This is a genomic window from Agrobacterium sp., assembly GCF_059499945.1.
Map to the genome: position 1 here is coordinate 745,757 of NZ_JCABZP010000014.1, position 25,844 is coordinate 771,600.

General features: G+C 60.7%; 27 protein-coding genes. 15 read left to right on the forward strand and 12 right to left on the reverse strand.

All coding sequences use genetic code 11. The features are described from left to right. Window position 1: 1 nt before the first annotated feature. Entirely contained in the window at window positions 2–301 is a 300-nt protein-coding gene (locus tag AC5I5B_RS15335) for a type II toxin-antitoxin system RelE/ParE family toxin (RefSeq protein ID WP_060723898.1), read from the reverse strand. Then, window positions 298–570, reverse strand: coding sequence for a YlcI/YnfO family protein (locus AC5I5B_RS15340; protein ID WP_060723899.1), 273 nt, complete (start codon window positions 568–570; stop codon window positions 298–300). Before AC5I5B_RS15340 ends, AC5I5B_RS15335 begins: the two co-directional genes overlap by 4 nt. A gap of 151 nt (window positions 571–721) precedes the next feature. Between AC5I5B_RS15340 and AC5I5B_RS15345 the strand changes: the two genes are divergently transcribed. Continuing rightward, window positions 722–2,065: a chloride channel protein gene (locus AC5I5B_RS15345; protein WP_162691570.1), complete on the forward strand. Its 1,344-nt coding sequence runs from the start codon at window positions 722–724 to the stop codon at window positions 2,063–2,065. Window positions 2,066–2,069: 4 nt separating this feature from the next. On the opposite strand, the gene AC5I5B_RS15350 is transcribed toward AC5I5B_RS15345, so the two are convergent. Next, a complete protein-coding gene (locus AC5I5B_RS15350; RefSeq protein WP_495752748.1) occupies window positions 2,070–2,822 on the reverse strand; it encodes a DUF3750 domain-containing protein in 753 nt (250 codons plus the stop codon). Between the two features lie 73 nt (window positions 2,823–2,895). Between AC5I5B_RS15350 and AC5I5B_RS15355 the strand changes: the two genes are divergently transcribed. Both AC5I5B_RS15355 and AC5I5B_RS15360 read left to right on the forward strand, forming a co-directional pair. Beyond that, complete coding sequence (locus AC5I5B_RS15355; protein WP_060723902.1) at window positions 2,896–3,894, forward strand: asparaginase; 999 nt, start codon at window positions 2,896–2,898, stop codon at window positions 3,892–3,894. 134 nt (window positions 3,895–4,028) lie between these two features. Continuing rightward, complete coding sequence (locus tag AC5I5B_RS15360) at window positions 4,029–4,649, forward strand: glutathione S-transferase family protein (protein WP_078051121.1); 621 nt, start codon at window positions 4,029–4,031, stop codon at window positions 4,647–4,649. Window positions 4,650–4,742: 93 nt separating this feature from the next. On the opposite strand, the gene AC5I5B_RS15365 is transcribed toward AC5I5B_RS15360, so the two are convergent. Both AC5I5B_RS15365 and AC5I5B_RS15370 read right to left on the reverse strand, forming a co-directional pair. After that, window positions 4,743–5,402 (reverse strand): glutathione S-transferase family protein, encoded by a 660-nt coding sequence (locus AC5I5B_RS15365; RefSeq protein ID WP_003508979.1) that lies wholly within the window; start codon window positions 5,400–5,402, stop codon window positions 4,743–4,745. Between the two features lie 82 nt (window positions 5,403–5,484). Next, window positions 5,485–6,000, reverse strand: a complete 516-nt coding sequence (locus AC5I5B_RS15370; protein ID WP_111835055.1) for a MarR family transcriptional regulator — start codon at window positions 5,998–6,000, stop codon at window positions 5,485–5,487. Between the two features lie 141 nt (window positions 6,001–6,141). On the opposite strand from AC5I5B_RS15370, the gene AC5I5B_RS15375 reads away from it, so the two are divergent. The 4 genes from AC5I5B_RS15375 to AC5I5B_RS15390 all read left to right on the forward strand — a co-directional run bounded on the left by AC5I5B_RS15375 (window position 6,142) and on the right by AC5I5B_RS15390 (window position 11,712). Then, window positions 6,142–7,671, forward strand: coding sequence for an MDR family MFS transporter (locus AC5I5B_RS15375; RefSeq protein WP_031234516.1), 1,530 nt, complete (start codon window positions 6,142–6,144; stop codon window positions 7,669–7,671). A gap of 257 nt (window positions 7,672–7,928) precedes the next feature. Then, entirely contained in the window at window positions 7,929–8,945 is a 1,017-nt protein-coding gene (locus AC5I5B_RS15380) for a ligase-associated DNA damage response exonuclease (RefSeq protein WP_162686152.1), read from the forward strand. A gap of 1 nt (window position 8,946) precedes the next feature. Continuing rightward, a complete protein-coding gene (locus tag AC5I5B_RS15385) occupies window positions 8,947–10,572 on the forward strand; it encodes a cisplatin damage response ATP-dependent DNA ligase (RefSeq protein WP_112958699.1) in 1,626 nt (541 codons plus the stop codon). Window positions 10,573–10,746: 174 nt separating this feature from the next. Continuing rightward, the gene (locus AC5I5B_RS15390) at window positions 10,747–11,712 is read left to right on the forward strand and encodes an alpha/beta hydrolase family protein (protein WP_107675229.1); all 966 of its coding nucleotides are present in this window, start codon (window positions 10,747–10,749) and stop codon (window positions 11,710–11,712) included. A 38-nt stretch (window positions 11,713–11,750) separates the two neighbouring features. Here AC5I5B_RS15390 and AC5I5B_RS15395 read toward each other — a convergent pair whose 3' ends face one another. Continuing rightward, entirely contained in the window at window positions 11,751–12,533 is a 783-nt protein-coding gene (locus tag AC5I5B_RS15395; protein ID WP_162686151.1) for a glycosyltransferase family 32 protein, read from the reverse strand. 154 nt (window positions 12,534–12,687) lie between these two features. Then, window positions 12,688–15,387, reverse strand: coding sequence for a heavy metal translocating P-type ATPase (locus AC5I5B_RS15400; RefSeq protein WP_112958700.1), 2,700 nt, complete (start codon window positions 15,385–15,387; stop codon window positions 12,688–12,690). A 166-nt stretch (window positions 15,388–15,553) separates the two neighbouring features. Here AC5I5B_RS15400 and AC5I5B_RS15405 point away from each other — a divergent pair, with 166 nt between their 5' ends. Beyond that, window positions 15,554–16,462 (forward strand): L,D-transpeptidase, encoded by a 909-nt coding sequence (locus AC5I5B_RS15405; RefSeq protein ID WP_060723910.1) that lies wholly within the window; start codon window positions 15,554–15,556, stop codon window positions 16,460–16,462. A gap of 155 nt (window positions 16,463–16,617) precedes the next feature. Continuing rightward, window positions 16,618–17,343, forward strand: a complete 726-nt coding sequence (locus AC5I5B_RS15410; RefSeq protein ID WP_020009597.1) for a L,D-transpeptidase — start codon at window positions 16,618–16,620, stop codon at window positions 17,341–17,343. Window positions 17,344–17,398: 55 nt separating this feature from the next. On the opposite strand, the gene AC5I5B_RS15415 is transcribed toward AC5I5B_RS15410, so the two are convergent. Beyond that, the gene (locus tag AC5I5B_RS15415; RefSeq protein WP_003509380.1) at window positions 17,399–17,857 is read right to left on the reverse strand and encodes a MarR family winged helix-turn-helix transcriptional regulator; all 459 of its coding nucleotides are present in this window, start codon (window positions 17,855–17,857) and stop codon (window positions 17,399–17,401) included. A gap of 191 nt (window positions 17,858–18,048) precedes the next feature. Here AC5I5B_RS15415 and AC5I5B_RS15420 point away from each other — a divergent pair, with 191 nt between their 5' ends. From AC5I5B_RS15420 to AC5I5B_RS15430, 3 genes are all read left to right on the forward strand, one after another. Continuing rightward, window positions 18,049–18,471: an organic hydroperoxide resistance protein gene (locus AC5I5B_RS15420; protein ID WP_003509379.1), complete on the forward strand. Its 423-nt coding sequence runs from the start codon at window positions 18,049–18,051 to the stop codon at window positions 18,469–18,471. A gap of 109 nt (window positions 18,472–18,580) precedes the next feature. Next, complete coding sequence (locus tag AC5I5B_RS15425; protein WP_020813092.1) at window positions 18,581–18,964, forward strand: MbcA/ParS/Xre antitoxin family protein; 384 nt, start codon at window positions 18,581–18,583, stop codon at window positions 18,962–18,964. After that, window positions 18,924–19,685, forward strand: a complete 762-nt coding sequence (locus AC5I5B_RS15430) for an RES family NAD+ phosphorylase (protein ID WP_162695591.1) — start codon at window positions 18,924–18,926, stop codon at window positions 19,683–19,685. Before AC5I5B_RS15425 ends, AC5I5B_RS15430 begins: the two co-directional genes overlap by 41 nt. A 38-nt stretch (window positions 19,686–19,723) precedes the next feature. On the opposite strand, the gene AC5I5B_RS15435 is transcribed toward AC5I5B_RS15430, so the two are convergent. The 3 genes from AC5I5B_RS15435 to AC5I5B_RS15445 form a co-directional block, all read right to left on the reverse strand. Further along, entirely contained in the window at window positions 19,724–21,238 is a 1,515-nt protein-coding gene (locus tag AC5I5B_RS15435) for an ABC-F family ATP-binding cassette domain-containing protein (protein ID WP_495752749.1), read from the reverse strand. A 387-nt stretch (window positions 21,239–21,625) separates the two neighbouring features. After that, window positions 21,626–22,048 (reverse strand): YciI family protein, encoded by a 423-nt coding sequence (locus AC5I5B_RS15440; protein ID WP_003509369.1) that lies wholly within the window; start codon window positions 22,046–22,048, stop codon window positions 21,626–21,628. 99 nt (window positions 22,049–22,147) lie between these two features. Beyond that, window positions 22,148–22,594 (reverse strand): MarR family winged helix-turn-helix transcriptional regulator, encoded by a 447-nt coding sequence (locus AC5I5B_RS15445; protein WP_003509368.1) that lies wholly within the window; start codon window positions 22,592–22,594, stop codon window positions 22,148–22,150. 149 nt (window positions 22,595–22,743) lie between these two features. Here AC5I5B_RS15445 and AC5I5B_RS15450 point away from each other — a divergent pair, with 149 nt between their 5' ends. From AC5I5B_RS15450 to AC5I5B_RS15460, 3 genes are all read left to right on the forward strand, one after another. Then, on the forward strand, window positions 22,744–23,472 hold the full coding sequence (locus AC5I5B_RS15450) for a DUF899 domain-containing protein (RefSeq protein WP_111834912.1): 729 nt from the start codon (window positions 22,744–22,746) through the stop codon (window positions 23,470–23,472). A gap of 27 nt (window positions 23,473–23,499) precedes the next feature. After that, the gene (locus AC5I5B_RS15455) at window positions 23,500–23,994 is read left to right on the forward strand and encodes a DUF1579 domain-containing protein (RefSeq protein WP_020813088.1); all 495 of its coding nucleotides are present in this window, start codon (window positions 23,500–23,502) and stop codon (window positions 23,992–23,994) included. Window positions 23,995–24,090: 96 nt separating this feature from the next. Then, window positions 24,091–24,870: a VOC family protein gene (locus tag AC5I5B_RS15460; protein WP_003509361.1), complete on the forward strand. Its 780-nt coding sequence runs from the start codon at window positions 24,091–24,093 to the stop codon at window positions 24,868–24,870. 40 nt (window positions 24,871–24,910) lie between these two features. On the opposite strand, the gene AC5I5B_RS15465 is transcribed toward AC5I5B_RS15460, so the two are convergent. After that, the gene (locus tag AC5I5B_RS15465; RefSeq protein WP_129564561.1) at window positions 24,911–25,807 is read right to left on the reverse strand and encodes a LysR family transcriptional regulator; all 897 of its coding nucleotides are present in this window, start codon (window positions 25,805–25,807) and stop codon (window positions 24,911–24,913) included. Window positions 25,808–25,844 lie beyond the last annotated feature (37 nt).

The following is a 25,844-nucleotide window of genomic DNA, read 5'->3' on the forward strand; positions in this document are numbered from 1 at the left end:
ATCAATGGTAGTCGTCCTCGCGCTGGTGGCGGACGGCGGCAATGGTGACGGTTTCCGGGCCATCAATGCGGAACAGCACGATATAGCCTGATGAACCGAAGGGCAGGAGGAGCTCGCGTATGAGGCTGTTTTCGGCAGATGCCTTGCGGCAACTGAAAGGAAAATCGCCGAGAATCTCCAGTCCTGCTCTTATGGCGCGGATTGCTTTCTCAGCCACATCGATGTCGTAGGCGATCAGAAAATCATAGATGCGATCAAAATCGGCCAAGGCTTCTTTGGTATAGCGAAGCTCATACGTCATTTCCGCTTCGCGGCTTTCGCAGCATCAAGTTTCTTTTGCATCATCGAAAGAACATCGTCGGTGCTATAATAAATGCCGGTGCGCTCCGCTTCTTCGAGTGACGCCAGCCCGCGCGCAATGAATTCCGCCTGCGATTTACGGATTTGCACCTGCCTGCGCACGGACTCTTCAACGAAGGAAGAAAGCGTCTCGCCTTCCTTCAGCACGCTTTCAGCAGCCTCGCGAAAATCCGCCGTCACCCGCAGCGAAGGGATCGTTGCCGTTTTCATGTCTACGTCTCCGTGCGTTGCAATTGCGACGCAAAGAATGCGCCGATGGGGGCGACCTGTCAAATGCAAAACCTTGCAATCACGTCCGGGGAGGCAGATAAACGGGCATCCCGCCCGAGAAACAATACCGAAATCACAGATCTGGACCGCCATGCCCGTCGACTACAAAAAGCTGAAGATGCTCCGCCGTTCCCGTGTCGTGTGGGGTTCATGGCGGGTGTGGAGGCCGAGGGCGGTTTTCTGGATTGGCGCGATCGCTGTCGGCCTTATCAGCGTCGGCTTTGCATGGCTTGCGGATCGGGCCCAGCACCTTTTCTTCGCGGCGACATCATCGGGTGAATGGGCGTTTCTGCTGCCGCTCATAATCACGCCGCTCGGCTTCACCCTGTGCGCATGGCTTGCGATCACGGTCTTTCCCAATGCCGGCGGTAGCGGCATTCCCCAGGCCATCGCCGCCCGGCACCTGCGGGATGATGCGGACCGTTCGCGGCTTCTGTCGCTGAAACTCGCTTTCGGTAAGGTGGTACTGACGGTTGCCGGCCTACTCTCCGGCGCCTCCATCGGCCGAGAGGGGCCGACGGTGCAGGTCGGGGCTTCGATCATGCTACAGGCGGCGCGCTGGGGCGGCATGGCGCAGGCAAAGGGTCTCATCCTCGCGGGATCGGCGGCGGGCATCGCGGCGGCGTTCAACACGCCGCTGGCCGGCATCGTCTTTGCCATCGAGGAGATGAGCAAGACCTATGAATCCCGCGCCAACGGCCTTGTGCTGACCGCCGTCATCCTGTCGGGCCTCGCCTCGCTGGCGCTGGTCGGCAGCTATACCTATTTCGGCACCAGCTCCGTCATGGCGAAAACGACGATGGACTGGCTGCTGGTGTTGATCTGCGGTGTCGGCGGCGGCGCATTTGGTGCGCTGTTCAGCGCCGCGGCCCTGCGACTGTCCGCCCGTATCAGGCGTTTTGCCCAGACCATGCCGCTGAAGCGGATGCTGGCCGTGGCGGCAGCCTGCGGCCTTGCCTCTGCGGCAATCGGAATAGCGTCTGGAGGCGCGACATTCGGAACCGGCTATGAACAGGCACGCGCCACAATCGAGGGTGAGGCCGCACCGGCATTCTTCTTCATCGAAAAACTGGCGGCGACCTTTCTGGCAATGATGTCAGGCATCCCGGGCGGCATCTTTGCGCCCTCGCTGTCGGTGGGCGCGGGTTTCGGCAGCACCATGGCCACCTTGCTCGGCACCAGCATCGGCCTTGGCGCGATCGTCGGCATGGCGGGTTATTTTGCCGGCGTGGTGCAGGCGCCGATGACGGCCTTTGTCATCATTCTTGAAATGACCGGTAATCATGAAGGCGTCATGCCCATCATGGCTGCATCGATGCTGGGATATCTGACATCGCGGCTTTTCTCCCGCGAGCCGCTTTATCATGGCCTGTCGCGGGTCTTCATCGCCCAGAGCATCCGCGCCAGACGCGCCGCTCAGGCCAGCGAAATGTAACGGCTTAGGCGCGGATGCCCGCCACGCCGAAATAACCGAGCCCTGGTATCTTCACGCCGGGGCGGCCAAAATCGATGCCGGCGACAAGACCGAGAAAATTGACCTCAAAACCGCTGCGGGCGCCTGCCGAAATGCCGAACAACCCGCCCAGCGAAACGCTCGCATCCTTCCAGTCGTCGGCGATGTGGTAAAACGCACCGTCCGGCAGGTAGTCGCGCCCCACCGCGTCCGGCGGCAGCACGACGCCCAGTTTCGGCACGCTGCGCAGCACATGGGCGACGAAGGTGTTGGAGTTGGGGCCGGGATAGATGCGATAGCCGCCCGGCCGACCATAGGGGTAATCGGCAATCGCCTTTTCGATTTTCGGGATCAGCTTTTCCGCTTCCGCGCCGTGAATGGCCACCACCTGACGCGGCATGTTTGAATACCAGTAGGCGTTCGCCGCATAACCATTATGGCGGATCGGCGTGCCCCAGCCCACCTTGTCGTAACGGTCATAGCTCGTAGCACGCGGCTTTTTCAGCACGACCCAGGCGTGGCTGGCGACGGAGCCCTTGAAGCCACCGGTCATGGCGGAAAAGACGTAGACCGCGGCTTCTCCATCGCTCGACGCCACCGGCAGCATGCCGGAGGACGACCATCTTGCGGCGTTCCAGCCGCGCGGATGGTCCTTCATGGCCCATAGCCCCGCCGATGCCAGTGCCGGCAGCAGATAGATAATGGCAATCGCCAGCAGCAGACGTTTTGCAAATTTCACTGACAGCCCCGTGCATCGAAAAATCAATTGCGGTATCAACGACATAAAATCAGAATTTTTTGAGGCTGAGAGAATGAACAATTCCGTTACCGTCGAAGTCACCAGGGGCAATCTCGTCGAAAGCCGCCATCAGGGTCTTGTCGTGGTGGTGGATGGCGATGGCGGCGTGCTGTTTTCGTCTGGTGATATCGAGCGCGGCATCTTCCCGCGTTCCGCCTGCAAGGCCATGCAGGCGCTGCCGCTGGTGGAAAGTGGTGCTGCGGATGCCTATGGTTTCGGTAACCGCGAACTCGCATTCGCCTGTTCGTCCCATTCCGGGGAGGACGCGCATGTGGAACTCGCCGCTTCGATGCTTGCGAAGGCGGGCAGGGATGTGGATACGCTGGAATGTGGCGCACACTGGTCTTCGGACCAGAAAACCATCATCCACCAGGCTCGCACACTGGAAAAGCCGACAGCGCTGCATAATAATTGCTCCGGCAAACATTCCGGTTTCATCTGCGCCTGTTGCCACACCGGCACCGATCCCAGGGGCTATGTCGGTTACGATCACCCGCTGCAGCGGGAAATCCGCGCCACGATGGAAAGCCTGACGGGTGCTGCTCTCGGCCAGGACAATTGCGGCGTGGATGGCTGCTCCATCCCCACCTATGCCGTACCGCTCAAAGGGCTGGCGCATGGTTTCGCGAAGATGGCGACGGGCAGGGGGCTGGAAGCGGGTCGTGCGACAGCGTCGCGTCGTCTCATTGAGGCCTGCATGGCGGAACCCTTTTATGTGGCGGGCACCGGCCGCGCCTGCACGAGGCTGATGCAGATCGCGCCGGGAAAAATCTTCGCAAAGACCGGCGCGGAGGGCGTTTTCGTCGCCGCCCTGCCGGAAAAGGGTATCGCCATGGCGGTGAAATGCGAAGACGGTACGACACGCGCGGCCGAAGCCGTGGTATCCGCACTGCTCGCCCGCTATTTCGATGAAGGCAGCGCCGAGCAGCAGGCGCTGAGCAGCATGGCGAACCGGCAGATGCGCAACTGGAACGGCATCCACGTCGGCGATGTCAGAGTCGTCGGGCTCTAAATAACCTTTGACGCGGCCGGTTGCCGGCACGATGATGACGTGCCCTGTATGTGACGGCCATCCCATGGCCGCCGCGGGCCGGCGTCCGCATGAGGAAGAAACGGGCGCTTCATTGCTTTGGAGGTCGCATATCCATGTTCACACTGTTCTTCTCCCCCGGTTCCTGCTCCCGCGCCAGCCATATCGTGCTTGAGGAATCCGGCCTGCCTTACAAGGCCCATCGCGTCAATTTCGCGGAGGGCGAGCAACGCTCCGAGGCATTTTTAAAGATCAATCCCAAGGGCCGCGTGCCGGCGCTGGCCACCGCAAGCGGCGTGCTGACGGAGACGCCCGCCATTCTCGCCTTTATCGCCCAGATGGCGCCTGAAAAGAAGCTCGCGCCGCTCGATGATCCCTTCGAATTCGCGTTGATGCAGTCCTTCAACGCCTTCATTTCTTCGACCGTGCATGTCGCCCATGCGCATGGCCGGCGCGGCAGCCGCTGGGCGAATGAGGATAGCTCGCTGGCCGATATGAAGGCGAAAGTGCCGCAGACCATGGGCGAGTGCTTCGAACTGATCGAGCACGGCATGCTGCACGGCCCATGGGTTCTTGGTACGGCCTATTCGGTTGCCGATCCCTATCTTTTCGTCATGTCCGGCTGGCTGGAAAGCGATGGCGTGGATATTGCCCGTTTCCCGAAGGTGCATGACCACTTCCGCCGCATGAACGACCGCCCGGCGGTGCAGCGGGCGCTTGCGGGGGAGAGGGGCTGAGAGGCCCCAGCTCGGTCTTGTGGTTGCTCCCTCATTTCTGTGACAAGCACAGGAATGAGGGCAGAGAGACACGCTGGCGGAGTGTTCTCCCGCTCAGGCCGCCTCGGCCGCGCGGGTATCCCACATCGTCTTGAACGCCGTGCGGGTCTGGCAGCGGTCCAGCCAGGCTTTCAGCGCCGGATGGGCATCGAACAGCGGCTTGTGGCCCTGTGCGTAACGAACGATTTCCGCGGCGTTGAGATCGGCCACGGTGAAACGGTCGCCCACCAGGTATTCGTGGCTGGAAAGGTGCTGCTCCAGCACCCGGAAGGGACGCTTCAGCAGGCGGGCGGCAACATCGATCACCGCCTTGCCGCTATCGCTTTCCGACAGGCCTTCGGCGATCGCGGAGGAAATCTTCAGCGAATTGGTTTCGATTTCGGTGGCGGCAAAGAAGGACCATTGCAGCATCGCCGCATCTTCTTTCAAATCGACCGGCGCAAGCGGTCCGCCATATTTGCGGGCGAGATAGAGGTTGATGGCCATGGATTCGTAAAGCACCATGCCGTCATCCTCGATGCAGGGAATGGTGCCCATCGGGTTGACGGCCAGAAAATCCGGGGACAGCGTGTTGAGCGGCGCATCCGCAGCCAGCGGATCGGCAAGACGGCGGGCCTGTATGACCGGCACATGTTTGAATTCTATGCCAAGTTCCCCTGCCAGCCACAACGTGCGCGTGGCGCGGGAACGGTAGACACCGTAAATCGTCAACATCGAAATTACCCCTTCAACCTGTCAGATGGCGGCACGTTACGGTCTAGCCCTTTTAAAGTGAAGCTGCGGATCGCAGGGTCAACTATGATTTTTTCTGATCCGTCAGGAGGTCCGTGTCCGGCGACAGCCGGCATTCGAAACGGTCGATGAACCGCTCGAACAGGCGGGCGAAAGTCTCCACATCCTCCGCCGGCCAGCCATCCATTACATCCTCGATGACGCTCATCTTGGTCCGGCGCATTTCCTGCAAAAGACTGGTGCCGAGCGGCGTGATCTCGACAATGCTGCGGCGGCCGTCTTCTTGGGAAACGCCGCGTCTCAGCAGGCCGCGCCCCACCATATCCGCCACCACACGGCTGCCCCGCGAGGGATCGATGCGCATGCCCTCGGCAATCGCACCCACGGTAACGTCGCCTTCCGCCCGGCGCAGAATGTCGAGCACGTCGATATGGGAAAGTTCCAGACCCGGAGCGAGCTTGGCAAGCGCCATGCGGCCGATGATGCGGCGGCCGATCATGATGCGCATGCGCGTCATCGTATTGCCGATCCGCTTGATGTCCTCGGGCAGATCCTCGTTCCAGTTTTCTTCAGTCGTCACGCTTCATCGTCCCTTTCGATGCAATTTCCCGATCACATTTAGCGGCATTAGCATAGATGTCAAAAACTTGCCATTGACATATATATGCTGATAGCACACAAATTGCCGCAGTAAAACCGCCGTAAGCCAACGAGATTTTTCATGGATATGTCCACCGCCCCCGTGGCGCCGCTTGTGTCGGATCATCGGCGCAGGCTCATCGTCTTTCTGTTTCTGATGCTGGCCATGTTCATGGCGACCCTCGACAACCAGATCGTATCGACAGCACTGCCCACCATCGTCGGTGAATTCGGCGCGCTGGAGCGTTTCGGCTGGATCGGCTCGGCCTATCTTCTGGCGACCAGCGCGGTCATGCCGGTTTATGGCAAGCTCGGTGATCTGTTCGGCCGCAAATATGTGATGATCGCAGCGGTTGTCATCTTCACGCTTGGCTCGCTGGCCTGCGGGCTGGCCTGGTCGATGGATTCGCTGATTGCGGCCCGCGTGCTGCAGGGGCTTGGCGGCGGCGGCATTATGGTATCGATCTTTTCCGTCAATGCGGATCTGTTCGAACCGCGCGAGCGCGCCCGTTACCAGAGCTATTCCAGCCTCACCATCATGGCGTCTGGCAGTGTCGGCCCGATCCTCGGCGGCACGATGAGCGACCTGTTCGGTTGGCGGTCGATCTTCCTCATCAACCTGCCGCTCGGCATTATCGTCATTGCAGGTCTGGCGCTGATGCTGCCCTATCGCCGTCCGGCCCGCCAGCCGAAGATCGATTATCTCGGCGCGGTCCTCTTGGCGGCCACCATTGCCAGTGTGGTCTTCTGGGCAGACAGCAGCGAATTGTTCGGCTCGCTGATCGCAGGCCCCAGTCTCGGCATCATCGCTTTCGCCGTCATCGCCGCTTTCCTCTGGGTGCAGGTGGAACGCCGCGCGCCGGAACCCGTCGTGCCGCTCAGGCTCTTCAAGGACAGCACCTTTCCGCTCTTGATGATCGTTTCGCTGACCAGCGGCGGCATCGGTATCGGCATGGTCAATTATTACGCCCTGTTCCTGCAGACCACGACCGGGCTTTCGCCTTCCCATGCCGGCCTGTTCTTCATCGCCGTCACCGGCGGTATCGTCATGGGTTCGCTTTCAGCCGGGCGGCTGATTTCGATCACCGGCGTCTACAAGCCCTTCTCGGTGGCGGGTCTCACCATCAACCTCATCGCCATGCTGCTCTTCACGCAGATGCATGCAGGAACGCCGCTTCCCCTGATCGCCGCGTTGATGCTGGTGCAGGGTTTCGCCGTTGGCCTCGGCCAGCAGGCGCCGATCATCGGCGTGCAGAATTCCGCGCCCAAGGCGGATATAGGTGCGGCGAGCGGCGCGGTGACGCTGACCCGCATGGGCGGCGCGGCCATCGCCATCTCGGTCTATGGCGCCATCGTATCATCGAGCCTCAGGGGCGTGGCCGTCGATATTCCCGGTGTCGGCAAGATCGAGGAGCTGACGCCGAAAATCCTCTCCGAACTTCCCGCCGCCTCACAGGCCGCAGTCGCCTCGCTTTATTCGGATGCCTTCACTCCACTCTTTTTCGCCGCGGCCGCCACCGCCGCCATCGGCCTTGCGGCGGCGCTGATGTTGAAGCCGGTGCGGTTGCCAGCAGCGGTGCAGGCAAAGCCGGCGGAAGAGGCGGCGGAGTAGGCAGGTAGGCAGTTGTGAACGCTGGTTTTGTGCTGAAACCTCTCCTCCGTCATACCGGCCTTGTGCCGGTATCCAGTCAGCCCAAGTCCTTGGGCTGAGAGCTCTTCCCGCCGCGCAGACGCGCGGCTGCTAGATTCCGGCTCAAGGCCGGAATGACGGGAGATGCTTGCTAAACAAAAACACCGCCACTGGAAATTTAACGCCCGTTTCGCGTTATTCTCGCAGCACTTTACATTCGCGCGGGCGGCCCTATCTCAATGAATATGAAGCCGGAACAGCTGTTGAACTCCACGCCCAAGGGTCTTTATTGCCCGGCGGGCGATTTTTACATCGATCCCGTCCGCCCGGTGGCGCGGGCGCTTATCACCCATGGCCATTCCGATCACGCCCGCGCCGGCCATGGCGCGGTGCTGGCCACGCGCCAGACGCTCGATATCATGCGCATCCGTTATGGCGAGGATTTCTGCGGCAGCGAGCAGGCGGTCGCTTTCGGTGAAACGGTGGATGTCAATGGCGTGACGGTGGGTTTCCATCCGGCGGGCCATGTTCTCGGCTCCGCACAGATCTCCGTGGAAATGAACGGCCTGCGCATCGTCGCCTCGGGCGATTACAAGCGCGGCATCGACCCTACCTGCGCGCCCTTCGAGACGGTGCCATGCGATGTCTTCATCACAGAGGCCACCTTCGGCCTGCCGGTGTTCCATCATCCGCTGCCGCGGGTGGAAATCGGCAAGCTGCTCACCTCCATCAAACAATTTCCCGAACGCACCCATCTGGTCGGGGCTTATTCGCTGGGCAAGGCGCAGCGCGTCATTCGGCTGCTCCGCGACAACGGTTATTCCGATCCCATCTATATTCACGGCGCGCTGGCCAGACTTTGCGATTATTATGTCTCTGAGGGTATCGATCTCGGCGATCTGCGCCCCGCGACGCTCGAAAAAAGCGATCCTTCCGCCTTCAAGGGCGCGATTGTCGTCGGTCCGCCCTCGGCGTTTCAGGAACGCTGGGCGCGCCGTTTCAACGAGCCGCTGATTGCCTTTGCGTCCGGCTGGATGATGGTGCGGCAGAGGGCAAAGCAGGGCGGTGTGGAACTGCCGCTGGTCATATCAGACCATTGCGACTGGCCGGAACTTCTAGAGACGATCAAGGAAATTTCCCCGCAAGCCGTCTGGGTCACCCATGGCCGTGAGGAGGCGCTGGTGCGCTGGTGCGAATTGCAGGGCATTGCCGCCAAGCCGCTGCATCTTGTCGGTTACGAGGATGAGGGGGATTGAAATGAAAGCCTTCGCCACGCTTCTCGATCGCCTCGTTCTCACCCCGTCGCGCAACGGCAAGCTGAAGCTGCTGACCGATTATTTCCGCGATACGCCCGATCCCGACCGAGGTTACGGACTGGCGGCAATTGCCGGTACGCTCGACCTCAAAAGCGTCAAACCGGCCCTGCTGCGTGAGCTGGTGCTGGAGCGGATGGATGAAGTGCTGTTCCGCTATTCCTATGATTATGTGGGCGATCTTGCCGAGACCATATCGCTGGTCTGGGGCAATATCGGCGGCGCTGATGACGCCGAGGCTCAGGACCCGCGTCTCGGCGAAGTCGTCACACTGATGAATTCACTCGGCCGCACGGAGGTGCGCGGCGCGGTGCGCGATCTGCTCGACCGGCTCGATACGTCCTCGCGTTTCGCTTTCCTCAAACTTGCAACCGGCAGCCTGCGCATCGGCGTTTCGGCGCGGCTGGCGCGTCAGGCGCTGGCGGATTTTGCGGGGAAAGACATCACCGAGATCGAGACCCTCTGGCACGGTCTGACGCCGCCCTATACGTCGCTTTTTGCGTGGCTTGAGGGCAAGTGGGACCGGCCGGTGCTGGCGACACCAGCCATCTTCCACTCGGTGATGCTGGCGACGCCGGTGGCCGATGGCGACCTCGATGCGCTGGACCCTGCCGACTATGCCGCGGAATGGAAATGGGACGGCATTCGCGTGCAGCTGTCCCGCGCCGGTGGGACACGAAAACTCTATTCCCGTTCCGGCGACGATATTTCCGGGGCCTTTCCCGATGTTCTGGAGGCGATCGATTTCGAAGGCGTGATGGATGGCGAGTTGCTGATCGGCGGCACGGCGCGGTCCAACAATCTCACCCGCACCTTTTCCGACCTGCAACAGCGGCTGAACCGCAAGACGGTGACGGCAAAGATGCTGGACGACTATCCCGCCTTCATCCGCGCCTATGACCTGCTGTTCGATGGCGAGAGCGATATCCGCGCGCAGACCTATCTGGAGCGCCGCGGCAGGCTTTCTGACATCATCGAACATGCGCCGCATGACCGTTTCGACCTATCGCCGCTGATCGGCTTTTCCAGCTGGACGGAGCTCGACACGCTGCGTGCCGCGCCGCCTGATCCTGTCATCGAGGGTGTGATGATCAAGCGCCGCGACAGCACCTATCAGGCAGGCCGCGCCAAGGGGCCGTGGTTCAAGTGGAAACGCGATCCCTATAATATCGACGCTGTCATGATGTATGCCCAGCGCGGCCACGGCAAAAGGTCGAGCTATTATTCCGATTTCACCTTCGGTGTCTGGGCAGAAGGTGAGGACGGCGAACAGCTCGTGCCCGTCGGAAAGGCCTATTTCGGCTTCACCGATGCGGAGCTGGAGGTGCTGGACAAGTTCGTGCGTGACAATACGGTCGAGCGTTTCGGCCCGGTGCGGGCGGTGCGCGCCACGCCGGATTTCGGTTTTGTGCTTGAAGTGGCCTTCGAAGGTATCAACCGCTCCACCCGCCACAAATCCGGCGTCGCCATGCGTTTCCCGCGCATTGCGCGGCTGCGCGCCGACAAGCTGCCGGCGGAAGCGGACAGGCTTTCGACGTTGGTCGCGATGATCGATGGTGCGGAGGGGTAGGGGGCTGCGCCGCTTCCCTCATTCCCGTGACTAGTGCAGGAGCAAGGAAAGTGTTTTGTCCAGAAATTGCCATGATGGCTGCGAATACATTGTTGTCATTCGCGAATCCGTGATTGGACAGCCTCCCGCCGCAGTGTTGAACTGCTGTTACAAGCATCCTCGTCAGGTGAACATATGGCAGACAAACGCTTTCTTTCCTCACCCTTCGGACAGGAAGAGAGCGGCCCGATCTCGCCGGGCATGACGCGGCGCAGAGTGCTGGCCGGCGCCATGGGGCTGTCAGCGGCGGTTATCCTGCCGCCCGCCGTGAAAGCGGGCATTCCCACACCCGAAGTTCTGCCGCTGGAAAGGCAGGATTATGCGGAGGCCCGCCGACGTTTCCACACGCATCTGCTGCGCAAGATGGCCGCGCCGGAAAAATCCTCGGTGCTTGGCACGCCGCCCGGGGCGGAGCGTGTCACCTATCCCGGCGGGCCGGATGGTTCCATCGAACTGGTCGCCTGGCTCTCCCATTATCAGCCGTCAAAAACGCTGAAACCCGCTGTGCTTTTCCTCCACGGCGGCAACGCCACCGGTGACGGCCACTGGGCGCTGATGAAGCCCTATTGGGAAGCGGGCTTCGTTGTGCTGCTTCCGTCCTTTCGCGGCGAAAACGGCCAGAATGGCAATTATTCCGGCTTCTACGACGAAACGGCGGATGCGCTGGCGGCGGCGGCCTATCTGGAAAATCTTCCCGGCATCGACAGAAAGCGGTTTTTCATCGCCGGCCATTCCAATGGCGGCACGCTGACGCTTCTGGCCGCCATGAGCCGCAAATTCCGCGCCGCCGCGCCCATATCCGCCGGTGTCAATTCATGGCGTTATTTCAACCGCTATAGCGACGAGATCTGTTTCGACGAAACCGACGAACGCGAATTCATCATGCGTTCTTCCGTCTGTTTCGGCCCCAGCCTCAAATGCCCGGCCTTGCTTTTGCGTGGCACGGAGGAGCGGCCCTTCGACGGCGATCACCAGCTTTTCGTGGATCGCGCCCTGACATCCGGCTTCAAGGTCGACAAAAAACTGCTGCCCGGCAACCATAATGGCGTGGTTCCGGGCGCGGTGGAAGAAAGCATCCGCTTTTTCAACGGTTTCGTCTAAACGCGATATTGCGCCGCTGCACGCGGGCGCATGGCGTCCTAGTTCTTGACGATGGACGTCTTGGCCTGCTCGGCCCACCATGCGCCGTCTTTTTTGTCGGCATATTGCGCGCGCTTGTTGGTGAATTGCCCCTGGGTGCACATCTCGCGGTAATTGCGAACCGGCAGCCCGAGTTCCTTGACGACGGCATGCACCACCGTCGGGCCGGTCATGTCATAGACGCTGACGAGCGTTCCCTCTTCAATATTCTGGGCAATACGATCGGCTATCAGCCTGAGCGCCGGGTGGCCGGGTTTTGATGCCATGAAGTAATTTGTGATTTCGCCGCTTTTCATGGCAATGAAAACGGCTTCTTCATCCGTGCCGATCACATCTTCCGGGCGCGCCGCAAAATTGGAATCGATATCCAGATAGATGCCGCCTTCCTGCAGAAGAACCAGAATACGCCAGAAATCCGCTTTGGCGGCGCCAACCTGCAATCGCCGGAAGGCATCGGCATAACGCCCGGGAAAATGCCGGTCGATATAGGCCTGGCACGCCTCGTCATCATGGTAGCGATATTCGAATTCCGGCGTCAGCCAGCGGTTGAACAGGAAATTCGCATAGATCGGCGTCGTTACCCGGTTGGAGTAATTCGTCTGCCAGATGATGCGCGGAATGGCTTTTTCCGATTTCGGGCTGCGTCTGGCAGGCTGATACTCCGGAAGCGTCTTTCTTCTGCCGGGCCGGATGAAGAGATCGATGGAGAAAATAACCTTGACGATGTTGCCGCCGATCTTGATCGCGCGGTACGCAATGCGGTTATAGCCAGTCTTAGCCAAGTTCAGCGCTCCTGCGCGTGGAATCGTTTGTCACGCGCGTGGGAAACGGCGGTACGCGGTATTTATTGGACGCAATTAGTTTGTCAATACGCTGAAAATGAGACCGGCCGAGCCCGGATTAACGAGGCTCGGCCGGTTTGGGAGAGGGCTGCGATCAGGCTTTGTTGCGGTTGAAATATCCAAGCAGCCGCATGGCGTTGGCGGTGACCAGAACCGTAGCACCTGTATCGGCGAAAACGGCGAGCCACAGGCCGGAAAGGCCGGTGACGGTCGTGACCAGAAATACCGCCTTCAGGCCGAGCGCGATCGTCACGTTCTGACGGATATTGCTCATGGTGGCGCGTGACAGGCCGATGAGGCGGGCGGCATCGCCGACATTGTTGCGCATCAGCGCCGCATCCGCCGCTTCCATCGCCACATCGGTGCCCGAGCCGATGGCGACACCGACGCTGGCCGCCGCAAGGGCAGGCGCATCGTTGATGCCGTCACCCACCATCACCACGGTCTTCTTTTCGGCAAGCTTGCGGATTTCCTCGACCTTGTTCTGCGGCAGGAGTTCGCCGCGCGCCTCAAGGCCCAGCTTGTTGCCGATGGCCTTTGCCGTGCGGGCATTGTCACCCGACAGCATCAGCGAAGAAATGCCCATCTCCTTCAGCGCTTTCACGCCTTCGGCAGCATCCTTGCGCGGTTCGTCGCGCATGGCGAAGAGGCCGCTTGCCGCCCCGCCGGCCATGACGACGGCCACCGTCTTGCCTTCGCTTTCCAGTGCGGAAATGCGGTCGGCGAGGTCCTTCGAAAGGGTGCCGACCTCCGTTGCAAAGCGCGGTGCCCCGATGAACAGGTCTTTTCCGCCGACATTGCCCTGCATGCCGCGACCGGAAATCGCCTTGATGTTGGAACCGGGCAGGGGCTTCACGCCCAGCTTTTCGGCGTGATTGACGATGGCGCGGGCGAGCGGATGGCTCGATTCATGCTCGATGGTTGCGGCTTGCGCAATCAGGTTGGCCTCGTTGCCGTCGAGCGCCACCACGTCGGTCACGACGGGTTCGCCGAGCGTCAGCGTGCCGGTCTTGTCGAAGGCGACGGTTTCGGTGCGCGCCAGCATTTCGATGACCGCGCCGCCCTTCACCAGCATGCCGTGACGTGCCGCAGCCGAAAGGCTGGAGGCTATCGCCGCGGGAACGGAGATGACCAGCGCGCAGGGGCAACCGATCAGCAGCAGAGCGAGACCGCGATAGATCCACGTATCCCAGTCGCCGAGGCCGGCGAGCGGCGGCACGATGATGGTGAGCACGGAGATCGCCACGATCAGCGGCATGTAATAACGCGAGAAGCTCTGGATGAAGCGCTCGGTCGGGGCACGCGCATCCTGCGCTTCTTCGACAAGCGTGATGATGCGGGCAATGGTGTTGTCTTCCGGCGCGCGGTCGACGCGGATGCGCAGCGAGCCGTCATGGTTGATCGAGCCGGCAAAGACGCGTGCGCCCTTTTCCTTGGCGACGGGAATGCTCTCTCCGGTCATCGGCGATTCGTCGACGCTGGACTGGCCTTCCATGACAACGCCATCGGCGGCGATACGGTCGCCAGGACGCGCCACGACCACCTGGCCGATGCGCACCTGATCGGCGGCAACCTGCCGAAGCGCGCCGTTTTCTTCCACCAGCGCCGTCTTCGGCAAGAGCGAACCGAGCGCCTTGATGCCGGAACGTGCGCGGGCGGCGGCGAAGCCTTCCAGCAATTCACCGACGGAGAAGAGCAGCACGACAATGGCCGCCTCTTCCGCCTCGCCGATGATGATCGCGCCGATGGCGGCAATCGTCATCAGCATCTCGATGGTGAAGACCGCGCCGAAACGGGCGGCATTGAAGGCGTTCTTCGCGATCGGGAAAAGCGTGACCAGCGTGGCGATGATGAAGGCATAACCGCCCCATGCGGGGAAGGTCAGTTCCGCCGCATAGGCAATGGCGACCAGAATGGTGCCGGTGAAGGTGTTGCGCGCCTTTGCTGTGCGCCACCAGACACCTTTTTCATCCGCGCCATGGGCATGGCCCACTTCCGCGCCCTGCGCTGAAGCCGCCGGAGCGGAACCATGCGAATGGCCCGCATGGTCGTGGCCGGAATGATCGTGGCCAGAATGGTCATGCTTGGAGTGGTCATGATCATGCCCGCTGCAGGACGCGTGATCGTGCCCGGAATGGTCATGATCTGAATGGTCGTGGTCGTGGTGATGCCCGCCGCACGACCCGTGGTCATGGTCGTGATCCGCCACTTTTTCGCGCGCGGACTTTTCCTGCGGCAGCAGGGCCGGTTTAAATCCGAGCTTGCGCAGCGTGTCCTCGATTTTTTCGACCGGGGTTTTGTCCTCGGCCAGCGAAAGGTTCAGCCGTTCGCGGGCAACCGAGACCTTGACGTCGCCAACGCCGGGCAGGCGGGAAAGCGCGGTTTCGATCTTCGCGGCGCAGCTGCCGCAATCCATGCCGCCGACCGAAAAAGTCAGCGCATTGTTCTTTTCAGCGGCCGTTTCGGCCTCGTCATGGTGGTGACCGCCGCAGGAGGAATGGTCGTGATGATCGGCCTCGACCTTTGCCTGGGGAGCCTTTTCGCGCGGCAGCAAAGCGGGTTTGAAGCCAAGCTTGCGCAGCGTATCCTCGATCTTGTCGACCGAGGTTTTCTGTTCGGCCACCGAGAGGTTCAGCCTTTCGCGGGCAACCGACACCTTGACGTCGGCAACGCCGGGCAGGCGGGAAAGCGCGGTTTCAATCTTCGCCGCGCAGCTGCCGCAATCCATCCCGCCGACCGTGAAGGTCAGTTCCTCCGATTCCCCGTTCAAACTGCCGCGTGTCGAAATATTCATGGTTTCGCTCCTGAATTCCAGTCGACAGTCAATCTGGCACCTCTAGCAACTAGAGCTTCAAGAGGAAAAATGCAGTTTTTCGATTTTTTTTGAAAAGCCGACGCCAGCTTCGCGCCAGCCGCACGGTTCATCATGCCGGTAGATTGGATTCCATGAAGCGGTTCAGATGATAGCACTCCTTTTGAAAAATGGTCGCCGGGCGGCCTCTCTGGTCGGGCTTGCGCTGCTGCCTCTAATGAGCGGCTGCCTTTTCGTGACGGATACGACCCGGATGGACCCTGACGTCTTCGTCAGGGAAACAGCGCCGGTGTTCAACTTCAATTCTGTCAGCTCCAATCGCCAGCCGGAACTGCCGCCGCAGCCGGGCCAGCTTTCGACGCGCCCGCCGGATCTGTTCAGAACCCGCTTCCATCAGGAATACGGCCCGCCGGTGCGCGGGCAGGGGCTTAATGCGCCGCAGGTGCAGGGTTTTAACGCGCAGCAGCCGCAGGGCCAGACGATGGCCTATGGCCTGCCCGTCTCCAACCCGCTGCATCGGGTCATGTATGGCCCTATCCGCGACGAGGACCGCTCGCTGCCCGCCATTCCCTATGGTCGCATCGATTCGCGTTATCTCCGGCAGGAAGTCAGTTACCAGACGGCGGAAGCGCCGGGCACCATCGTTGTCGATACAAGGCAGCATTTCCTTTACCTCGTGCAGTCCGGCGGCAAGGCGATCCGTTACGGTGTTGGCCTCGGGCGTGACGGTTATGCCTGGTCGGGCCGCGGCAAGATCCAGTGGAAGGCGAAATGGCCGCGCTGGACGCCGCCCGATGAAATGGTCAAGCGCCAGCCGGAACTCGCCTCCATCTCCGCCGCCAATGGCGGCATGACGCCTGGTCTCAACAACCCGCTCGGTGCGCGCGCGCTTTATATTTTCAAGGACGGCAAGGACACGCTTTACCGCGTGCATGGCACGCCGGACTGGCAGTCCGTCGGCAAGGCAACGTCCTCCGGCTGCGTGCGCATGCTCAATCAGGATGTGATCGATCTTTACGAGCGCGTGCCCCAAGGGGCGCAGATTGTGGTTATCTGAACACGTTCTAAAAGAAAGAGATATGGGACCCATTCCGCCAGCACCTTGTGACTGGCTTTTAGCGGTCGGTTAACTATTTTCGCAATACGCATGACACGGAACAAATGACGTACAACGGCGATATAGCCGTTCGAAATGTGGGACAAACCGGCCTTATGACAAGCACCGACACAGATCTTTCCAGACGCACCTTCCTTTCCCTTCTTGGCCTCTCCTCCGCTTCGCTTCTCGCAGGCTGCGCCTCATCGGGCACGGGAGACGCCATCCGCCAGCAGGCGAGCGCCATCGGCACCGATTTCCGGCAGATGTTTTCGCCGGGCGTCAGCGATGCGGAACTGGCCGTCATGTACGGCTCGGTTGAGGATGGCGGTTACGTCATTCCCGCCGTACCCTATCAGAAAATCGACCGGCGTTATTACCGCCAGCGGGTTGTCGATCCGACCGGCGAGCGCCCGGGCACCGTTGTCGTCGATACACGCTCGCGCTTCCTTTATGTCGTGGAGCAGGGCGGCAGCGCCATGCGTTACGGCGTCGGCATCGGCCGCGATGGTTTCGCCTGGTCGGGCGAGGGCGTCATCCAGTGGCGTCAGAAATGGCCGAAATGGACCCCGCCGGATGAGATGGTCGCCCGCCAGCCGGAACTGGTCAAATATTCTTCCAAGAATGGCGGCATGCCGCCGGGCCTGAAGAACCCGCTTGGCGCGCGCGCCCTTTATATCTTCCAGAACGGCAAGGACACGCTTTACCGTCTGCACGGCTCGCCGGAATGGAATTCCATCGGCAAGGCAGTCTCTTCCGGTTGCGTGCGCCTGATGAACCAGGACGTCATCGACCTCTATGACCGCGTGCCGCAGAAGGCCCGTGTGGTGGTCTGGCAATAAGCCGAAAACGCTTCGAATAAAAAGGCGGCCCTGTGCCGCCTTTTTCTTTTTTGGGTTAGGGCCGGGTTAGGCTGTCCTTCAGCGCATTCACCCGGTCGCGAATCTGCACCAGTTCCTCCAGCCCGCAGCCGGTGGCGCTGCCGATCGCCGCCATGATCTTCACGCCCTCTTTTTTGAGGTTCGCGCCCTTGGGCGTCAGGGCCACCAGCACCTGCCGCTCATCCACGGTGCCGCGCTTGCGGGTGATCAGCCCGGCATGTTCCAGCCTTTTCAGCAATGGCGACAGCGTGCCGGAATCAAGACCCAGCATTTCGCCAAGCGCCTTGACGGTGGACGTCTCCTTTTCCCATAGCGCCATCATGACCAGATATTGCGGATAGGTCAGCCCGATCGGGTCGAGCAGCGGCTTATAGGCGCGTGTGAAGGCGTGTGCCGCGCCATAAAGGGCAAAACATATCTGCTGGTCCAGCCTCAACAGGCTTTCCATCTTCTTCTCGTCGCCCTCTGCGTCCATTTTCGTGCTCCAAAATCAACCGGGGAGGGAACAATCAGCCCCCGCTTTCGGTTCCTGCCGCATGGATGCGCGGCGAAATTTCGTGAAAATTATCGCAAAAAACGATTTCGTATTCAATGTGCAAAATTATATTGCGCACAATTCAATTGTTCGCTATAAGAACTCAACACCAACCCGAAGGAGTAAATGTCATGCCCATTCTCTACACGACCAAAGCATCTGCCACCGGTGGCCGCGCCGGCAACGCCAAGTCGGAAGACGGCGTTCTCGACGTTACGCTGACCGTTCCGAAGGAACTGGGCGGCGATGGCGCCCGTGGCACCAATCCGGAACAGCTTTTCGCAGCCGGTTATTCCGCCTGCTTCCTGGGCGCGCTGAAATTTGTCGCCGGCAAGGAAAAGGTAAAGATTCCTGAAGACACGACTGTGACGGCAACCGTCGGTATCGGCCCGCGCGAAGATGGCGGCGGTTTCGGCATCGAAGTGTCGCTGAAGGCAAATATTCCGGGCGTCGAGCGCGAAGTCGCTGAAAAGCTGGTTGCTGCCGCTCACATCGTCTGCCCCTACAGCCACGCCATGCGCACCTCCACGGAAGTGCCGGTCTCGGTGGCCTGATCCAATCCGCGTGAGCAATTCCATGTAAGCAATGAGGCCGGGTTTATCCCGGCCTTCTTGTTTGTGGAAAGAAATATGCTATATTCTTTCCAAGGAAAGGATGTGCGCCATGAATATTCACGCCAAGACCGCCATGGATCCTGCTTCGCAGGGCAGGGTCGTCACCAAGGCCGTTATGACCGCTGCCGAGCGGCTGGGTCTGAATGCTGCCCGCACGGCGGATATTCTCGGTGTTTCCGCGCCGACGGTGTCACGCATGAAGCGGCTCGATTTCCTGCTGGAGCCGGGCGCCAAGTCCTTCGAGCTTGCGGTGTTGCTGATCCGGGTCTTTCGCTCGCTGGACGCGATTACCGGCGGCGACGAGGCGGTGGCCAAAAACTGGTTGCGCAATCATAATACGGCGCTTGATGCCGTGCCTGCCGAGAGGCTCACCACCATTACCGGATTGATCGATGTCCTCTCCTATCTGGACGCCCGACGCGCTCCTGTCTGAAAAACGTGCCGCGTCGGGAAAATACTGGCGGCTGGTGGAAGCGCAGCATCAGGTTTCCACGATGAAACTGGTGGATACGGTGGAGGAGCAATCGCTGCTGGAAGATATTCTGGAGGCGAGCAAACGGCCCTTTCCGCCGGAATGCGCCGGTTTCGATTATCTTCTCGCCACGCCCTTCCGTTACGGCGCCGCCTATCCGCACGGCTCGCGGTTCCGCCGGGCGGGCTTTACCGAGGGCGTTTATTACGCCGCCGCGAAGGTGGAAACCGCACTCGCCGAAATGGCCTTCTACCGGCTGCTGTTTTATGCGGAATCCCCCGGCACGCCGCTGCCCGCCAATCCCGCCGATTATTCCGCCTTTGCCGCCCGTATCGCCACCGATGCGGCGCTGGACCTGACGAAACCGGAACTGAGCCGGGACGAGGCGCTGTGGACCGATCTGCAAAATTACGAGCCATGCCAGGCGCTGGCCGAGCAGGCGCGTCTGGCGAAGATCGAGGCGATCCTTTACCGCTCGGTGCGCGATCCCCAGGGCGGCCTCAATATTGCGGTCCTGTCACCCAAAGCCTTTGCCGAAAAAGCGCCGGTGGAACGGATGAGCTGGCGCATCCGCCTGTCGAAGACGGGCGTGCAGGCGCTGTGCGAATTTCCGATGCGCAGAACGGGGTTTGCTGTTGCGGATTTCGCTGGCGATCCACGCCTCGCCAGCCTTTTGGGCTGACGGGCGTTTGCTTGTTTTACCTCGGCCCTCAAGGACCATCAGGCCGAAGCGAAAAACGCTTCGGGATCGTCGACTTCCACAAGTTTGCGCTTGTCGATCAGCCAGAAACGGGTTCCGACCGCCCGCACGAAACTCCTGTCATGCGAGACGAACACGCAGCTGGCCTCACGGCTGATGATTTCCGCCTCCAGCGCTTCCTGCCCGTCTATATCCAGATGGTTGGTGGGCTCGTCCAGCAGGTAGAAATTCGGCTCCGCCAGCCGCAGCGCCAGCATGGCAAGCCGCGCCTTCTGCCCGCCGGAAAGCGTTGCGATACGGCGTTTCTGCATTTCCATGTCGATGCCGGCGCCGGCAAGCAGGCCATGAATGCGCTGATCGCCAATATCGAAGCGGCGGGTCATGAACGCCGCCGGCGTGCTGTCGTCGTCGATTTCGGCAAGCGACTGATCGACATATCCGGCCACCAGCGAGGGCGTGGCCTTGACGCCCTCCAGTATCTGGCCCGCGTCCGATACCGCCGCCTGCAGAAGCGACATCAGCCGCGTCTTGCCGACGCCGTTGCGGCCGAGAATGACGATGCGGTCACCCTGGCGGACAAATTGCCGGCCGGTGCGGAACAGCAATGTTCCGTCCGGCGTCGAAACGGGCACATCTTCCAGCGTCACCAGAACCTTGGCATGGGTACCGCGATTGGCGAGCTGGATCTTGCCGGCGGAGCGCTCGGCATGGGCGGGTCGCGCCTTCTCCTCCAGCTTTTCGGCGCGCTGGCGCAATTGCTTGGTCTTGACGGTCAGAAGATCGCTGCCAGAATTGATGCCGATGTTGTTGAGCTTGGCGGCCTGTCGGCGCAATTGCTGCGCGGTTTTCATGTCGCGCTGGAAACGCCGCTCATCGGCGGCATCTTCCTCTTCCAGTGCCATCCGCGCGTGGCCGTAGGGCAAGCGGAACAGTGCCGAATTTTCCGGCCGCAGGAACAGCGTGGTTCTCGTGACATTGTCGAGAAAGGCGCGATCATGGCTGACGATGATAACTGCGGTATCGCGCGGCAGCTCAGCGAGCCAGTTTTCCAGCACGTTGATTTTTTCGAGATCGAGATGGTTGGTCGGCTCATCGAGCAGCAGGACATCCGGCTCGGTGATCCATGCCCGCGCCAGCATGGCTAGCCTCTGCCAGCCACCGCTCAATTCTTTCAGGCGGCGCTCACGGAACGGCTCCGGCACCAGCATCGCGTCGAAAATAATGTCGGCGCGCCAGCTTTCGCTGTCGATCGTTTCCGCCGGAAGGGCGGAAAGCACGGCGTCCCGCATCGTCTTTTCCATCAGCGGGGAGGGCAGGTGCTGGTGGACGATGGACTGCGTCAGTCCGCGCAGCCGGGTGATATCGCCACTGGTCGCGTCCAGCTCACCGGCAAGGCAATTGAGCAGGGTGGATTTGCCGTGGCCATTGGCGGCGACGATGCCGATGCGGTCTCCCGCATTCACGGTGAGGCTGAGATTGGAAAAAAGCGGCTTTCCCAGAATGATTCCGAGGTTTCGAAGCGTGATGATGGTCATGAAGTCGTCTCTGGCAAAACGGACCCGTGACGAACCGTGGTCTGCGACAATGCAGTACGGGGTTTCGGTTCGGGATGATCCGTCGTGAAAACATGCGCAACGGCAGACAAGCTGCATTCTGCGCGGCCTTTTGGGCAAACCAGAGTTTTGGTGTTCCGGTCAGCCCTGCAAACGCGTCTGCAGGGCAAAAAGGTGGCAGAGCTGACGATTGCGCCAGAAGCAGGAAATATCCATGCGAAGCCTCCTTTCTTGAAACGGGTTGAACCGCTCCACCATTAACAGCGGTGGTTGTTCGAGGCAATGGCTTTTCGAGGGGGACGCCGTGCGGGAGAATGCGGCAGGCCCGCACTCTCCTGTTTCAATCCGGCTCTCGACCTTGAGCGGCTTTTACTGCTTCGCGACACGCGCGCGCAGCTCTTCGACATGGGCAGCGATTTCAGGCGTCACTACATCGCCGAAATCCTCCATTTCGAACATCGGGCGGATTTCGATCTCGCTGCGCTCCAGCATCGGGTTCGGGCAGCGTTTCACCCATTCCACGGCCTCGTCCATATCCTTCACCGTCCAGATCCAGAAACCGGCGACCAGCTCGTTGGTATGCGGGAAGGGGCCATTGACGACAGTGCGGCTGTCGCCGTCAAAAATGACCCTCTTGCCCTTGGACGACGGGTGCAGGCCGTCGCCGGATTGCATGATGCCGGCGTTGACCAGTTCCTCGTTGAATTTCCCCATTGCCTCCATCAGCTCAGTCGTGGGCATGACGCCATCTTCGCTGCTCTTGGTGGCTTTTACAAAAACGATAACACGCATGATCTTTCCTCCTTGATCGCGTTTTCCGTAGTTTCGCTCCCCGGCACGACGGCCAGATGACATTCTTGTCGACAAAAGTGGCGCTATGCCGGCTTCCCGTCAGCCGAGATCGATAAGATCGCGGCGCAGGCGGTCGGGGTCGCCGCTGCCGATGCGGGCCTCGATTTCGGCATGGGTCTGTTGCCAGATGGGGAAGGCGGCGGTGAGCACGGCCATGCCTGCGGCCGTCAGCCGCAGCCGCTTGCCGCGCTTGTCCTTCGGGTCCTGTTCGATGCTGACCAGCCCGCGCCGTTCCAAAGGCTTCAGCGCCGCCGTCAGAGTCGTGCGGTCCATGGCCAGAAGATTGGCGACCGGCCCCATCGGCGGCGGCTCCGGCCGGTTGAGCGACATCAGCAGCGAGAACTGCCCATTGGTGATGCCGACCGGCTTCAGCGCATTGTCGAAAAGCCGCGCCAAAGCCCGCGCCGCACGCTGCGCATGGAGGCAGAGACAGGCGTCCCGCACGAAAAGAGTTGTCGAAAAAGGAATCACGCTGGCGTTTGACATGGGATAAATATGTTGATATCAACCTAATTAGTCAAGCGGAACTTGATGCTCCGCAGACTGTTAATTGCCTTTCAGCACAGAAATAGGCGGTGCCCTCCGTAAAAGCGGAGCGGTGCCGTGGTGAAAGACGGATCCAAGGAGGAAAGATCATGTCTCATCCCGTCGTTTCGAAGGAGGAGTGGCTTGCGGCCCGCCGCGATCTGCTGGTGAAGGAAAAGGAACTGACCCGAGCCCGTGACAGGCTGAACGAAGCCCGCCGCTCGCTGCCCTGGGAAGAGGTGACGAAGGACTACATCTTCGACGCGCCTTCCGGCCCCAAATCGCTACAGGAACTGTTCGGCACCTGCAGCCAGCTGATCGTCTACCACTTCATGCTGGCGCCGGACTGGGAGGAGGGCTGTGTCGGCTGCTCTTTCTTTGCCGATCACGTCGATGGTGCGCTGATCCACCTCAAGCATGGCGATGCGGGTTTCGTCGCGGTGTCGCGCGCGCCGCTTGAAAAGATCGAAAGCTACAAAAACCGCATGGGCTGGAAATTCCCGTGGGTTTCAGCCGAAGGCAGCGATTTCAACTATGATTATCAGGCCTCGTTCCGCGACGAGGATATGACCAAAGGCGAAATCACCTATAATTACCGTGACATGGCGCCCTATGGCGACCTGAAGGACCTGCACGGCATCAGCGTTTTCGCCAAGGGCGATGACGGCAAGATCTACCACACCTACTCCACTTACGCCCGCGGCGCGGAGCAGACGCTCGGTACGCTGATGCTTCTCGATCTGGTGCCAAAAGGCCGTAATGAAGAGGAGGTAATGGATTGGGTGCGCCGTCACGACCAGTATGAGGACGCACCGAAGGCCGCTTCCTGCTGCCACTGAAAACTGACGGACGAGGAGGAAACGAAAATGGAAATGGAAATCGCCAAGCCGCAGAAGGAACATGAATTCCTGAAGAGGATCGTCGGAGACTGGGTCATGACCTCCAGTTCCGGTCATGAGGACTACAATGCCGACGACCCGTCGCAGCAATTCACCGAGACCGTCCGCTCCGTCGGCGGTTTGTGGATCATCGGCAACGGCACCGGCAAGATGCCTGACGGCACGGATATGACAGCCGTGATCACGGTCGGTTTTGATCCGGCCAAGGGCAATTTTGTCGGCACCTGGGTGGGGTCGATGATGACCAATCTCTGGGTCTACAAGGGCTGGCTGGAAGAGGACGGCAAGACCCTGACGCTGGAAGCGGAAGGCCCCGCCTTCGACGGTTCCGGCAGCACCGCTACCTATCATGACGTGCTGGTGCTGCATGATGATAATCACCGCAGCTTTTCCGGCAGCGTCAAGCAGCCGGACGGCACATTCAAGACCTTCATGACATCGGAATTCCGACGCAAGGCCTGAAGCCCTGCCGGAATTTCACCTGAGCACCAGCGCCGCCGCGTCCTGCGGCGGGCAATGGCCGACACACACCCGCCAAAACCTCCATAGGAGACGACAATGTCCGATACACATGGAAAATTCATCTGGGTCGAGCTGATGACGCCCGACATGGAAGCGGCAGCCCGCTTTTATGGTCATGTCGTCGGCTGGCAGACCAAGGATTTCGGCTCGCCGGAAATGCCCTATCTGGTGCTGGAGGCCGATGGCAAAGGCATGGGCGGCGTCATGGAGCTGACCGACGAGCACAAGGGCCAGGGCATTCCCCCGAACTGGACCGCTTATGTCGATGTTGACGATGTGGACGCCACGGCGAAACAATTCGCCGAAAAGGGCGGTGCGATCAGACGCCCCCCGCAGGATATTCCCGAAATCGGCCGCTTTGCCGTGGTCGCCGATCCCTTTGGTGCGGTGCTCTGTATCATGACGCCGCTGCCGATGGAAACCGGCGGTTTTCCCGAGGATATGCAGGAAAAGCAGGGCCATGTCGGCTGGCATGAACTCTTCACCGATAATGTTGATGAGGCCATGGCCTTTTACGGCGACGTGTTCGGCTGGACCAAGGACCATGATTTCGACATGGGCGACATGGGCCCTTACCGCATCTTCGCCTATAAGGGCAAAGCCGTCGGCGGCATAATGAAACGCATGCCGCAGGTCCCCGTCTGCCATTGGGGTTATTACTTCAATGTGGATGGCATCGATGAAGCCATCACCCGCGTCAGCACCGGCGGCGGCAAGGTCGTCAACGGCCCGATGGAGGTTCCCGGCGGAAGCTGGATCGTCAATTGCGTCGACCCGCAGGGCGCCTATTTCTCGCTGGTTTCGCAGAAGAAATAGTCCTGTTTTCTGATGATCTGCCGGGGCTTTCTCCGGCAGATCACCGCTCTCTCGACAGGCGGACGTGATCGATAAAGGCGCGCAGCTTCGGCGCAAGGTTACGACGGCTGGGGTAATAGAGATAAAATCCCGCAAAGGTCGGGGAATGGTCCTCCAGCATGGAAACGAGTTGCCCGCTCTCCAGATAGGGGCGGAACGTTTCTTCCATGCCGAAGGTGATGCCCGCGCCGGCGCAGGCCAGCTTGATCATCAGCTGCATGTCGTTGGTGGTGAAATCAGGCTCCACCGCCACCGCAAATTCGCGGCCGTTTTCGGAAAATTCCCACCTGTATGGCGCCACACCCGGACGGGGTCGCCAGCCGATACACCTGTGATGGATCAATTCGCGGGGCTGCACTGGCAGACCGAAGCGGTCCCGATAGCCAGGGGAGCAGACGGCGAGCTGCCGCTGCGGAGCGGAAACCGGAACGGCAATCATGTCCTGCGCGATCAGTTCTCCAAGACGCACGCCGGCATCGTAATGTTCGGCGACGATATCGAATTCCTCGTCCGTCACGACGATATCAAGCTGCACCTCGGGGTGCATGTCCGCAAAGCTCGCAAGCAATGGCCCGGATAAAAAACGCTCGGCAATCGAGGAAACGGCAAGGCGCAACTGCCCGCGCACGGCGCCGCTCAGGGAAGATGCAGCATTGGCTGCCTGGACGAGATTGCCGATGGATGGCGACACATCCGCATAAAGCTGCTGCCCCGCTTCCGTCAGGCTGACGCTGCGCGTCGTGCGCTGTACCAGCGCTATTCCCATAGTCTCTTCAAGCTTGCGGATGGTCTGGCTCACGGCGGACCGGGTTATGCCGAGCCTGTCCGCGACGGCCCGGAAGTTGCGCTCGTCGGCAACCATGCAGAATGTCGAAAGCGCGTTGAGATCGATGTTCATTGGTTAGAAATTCTACCCATTGAGGTTATGATTGAGG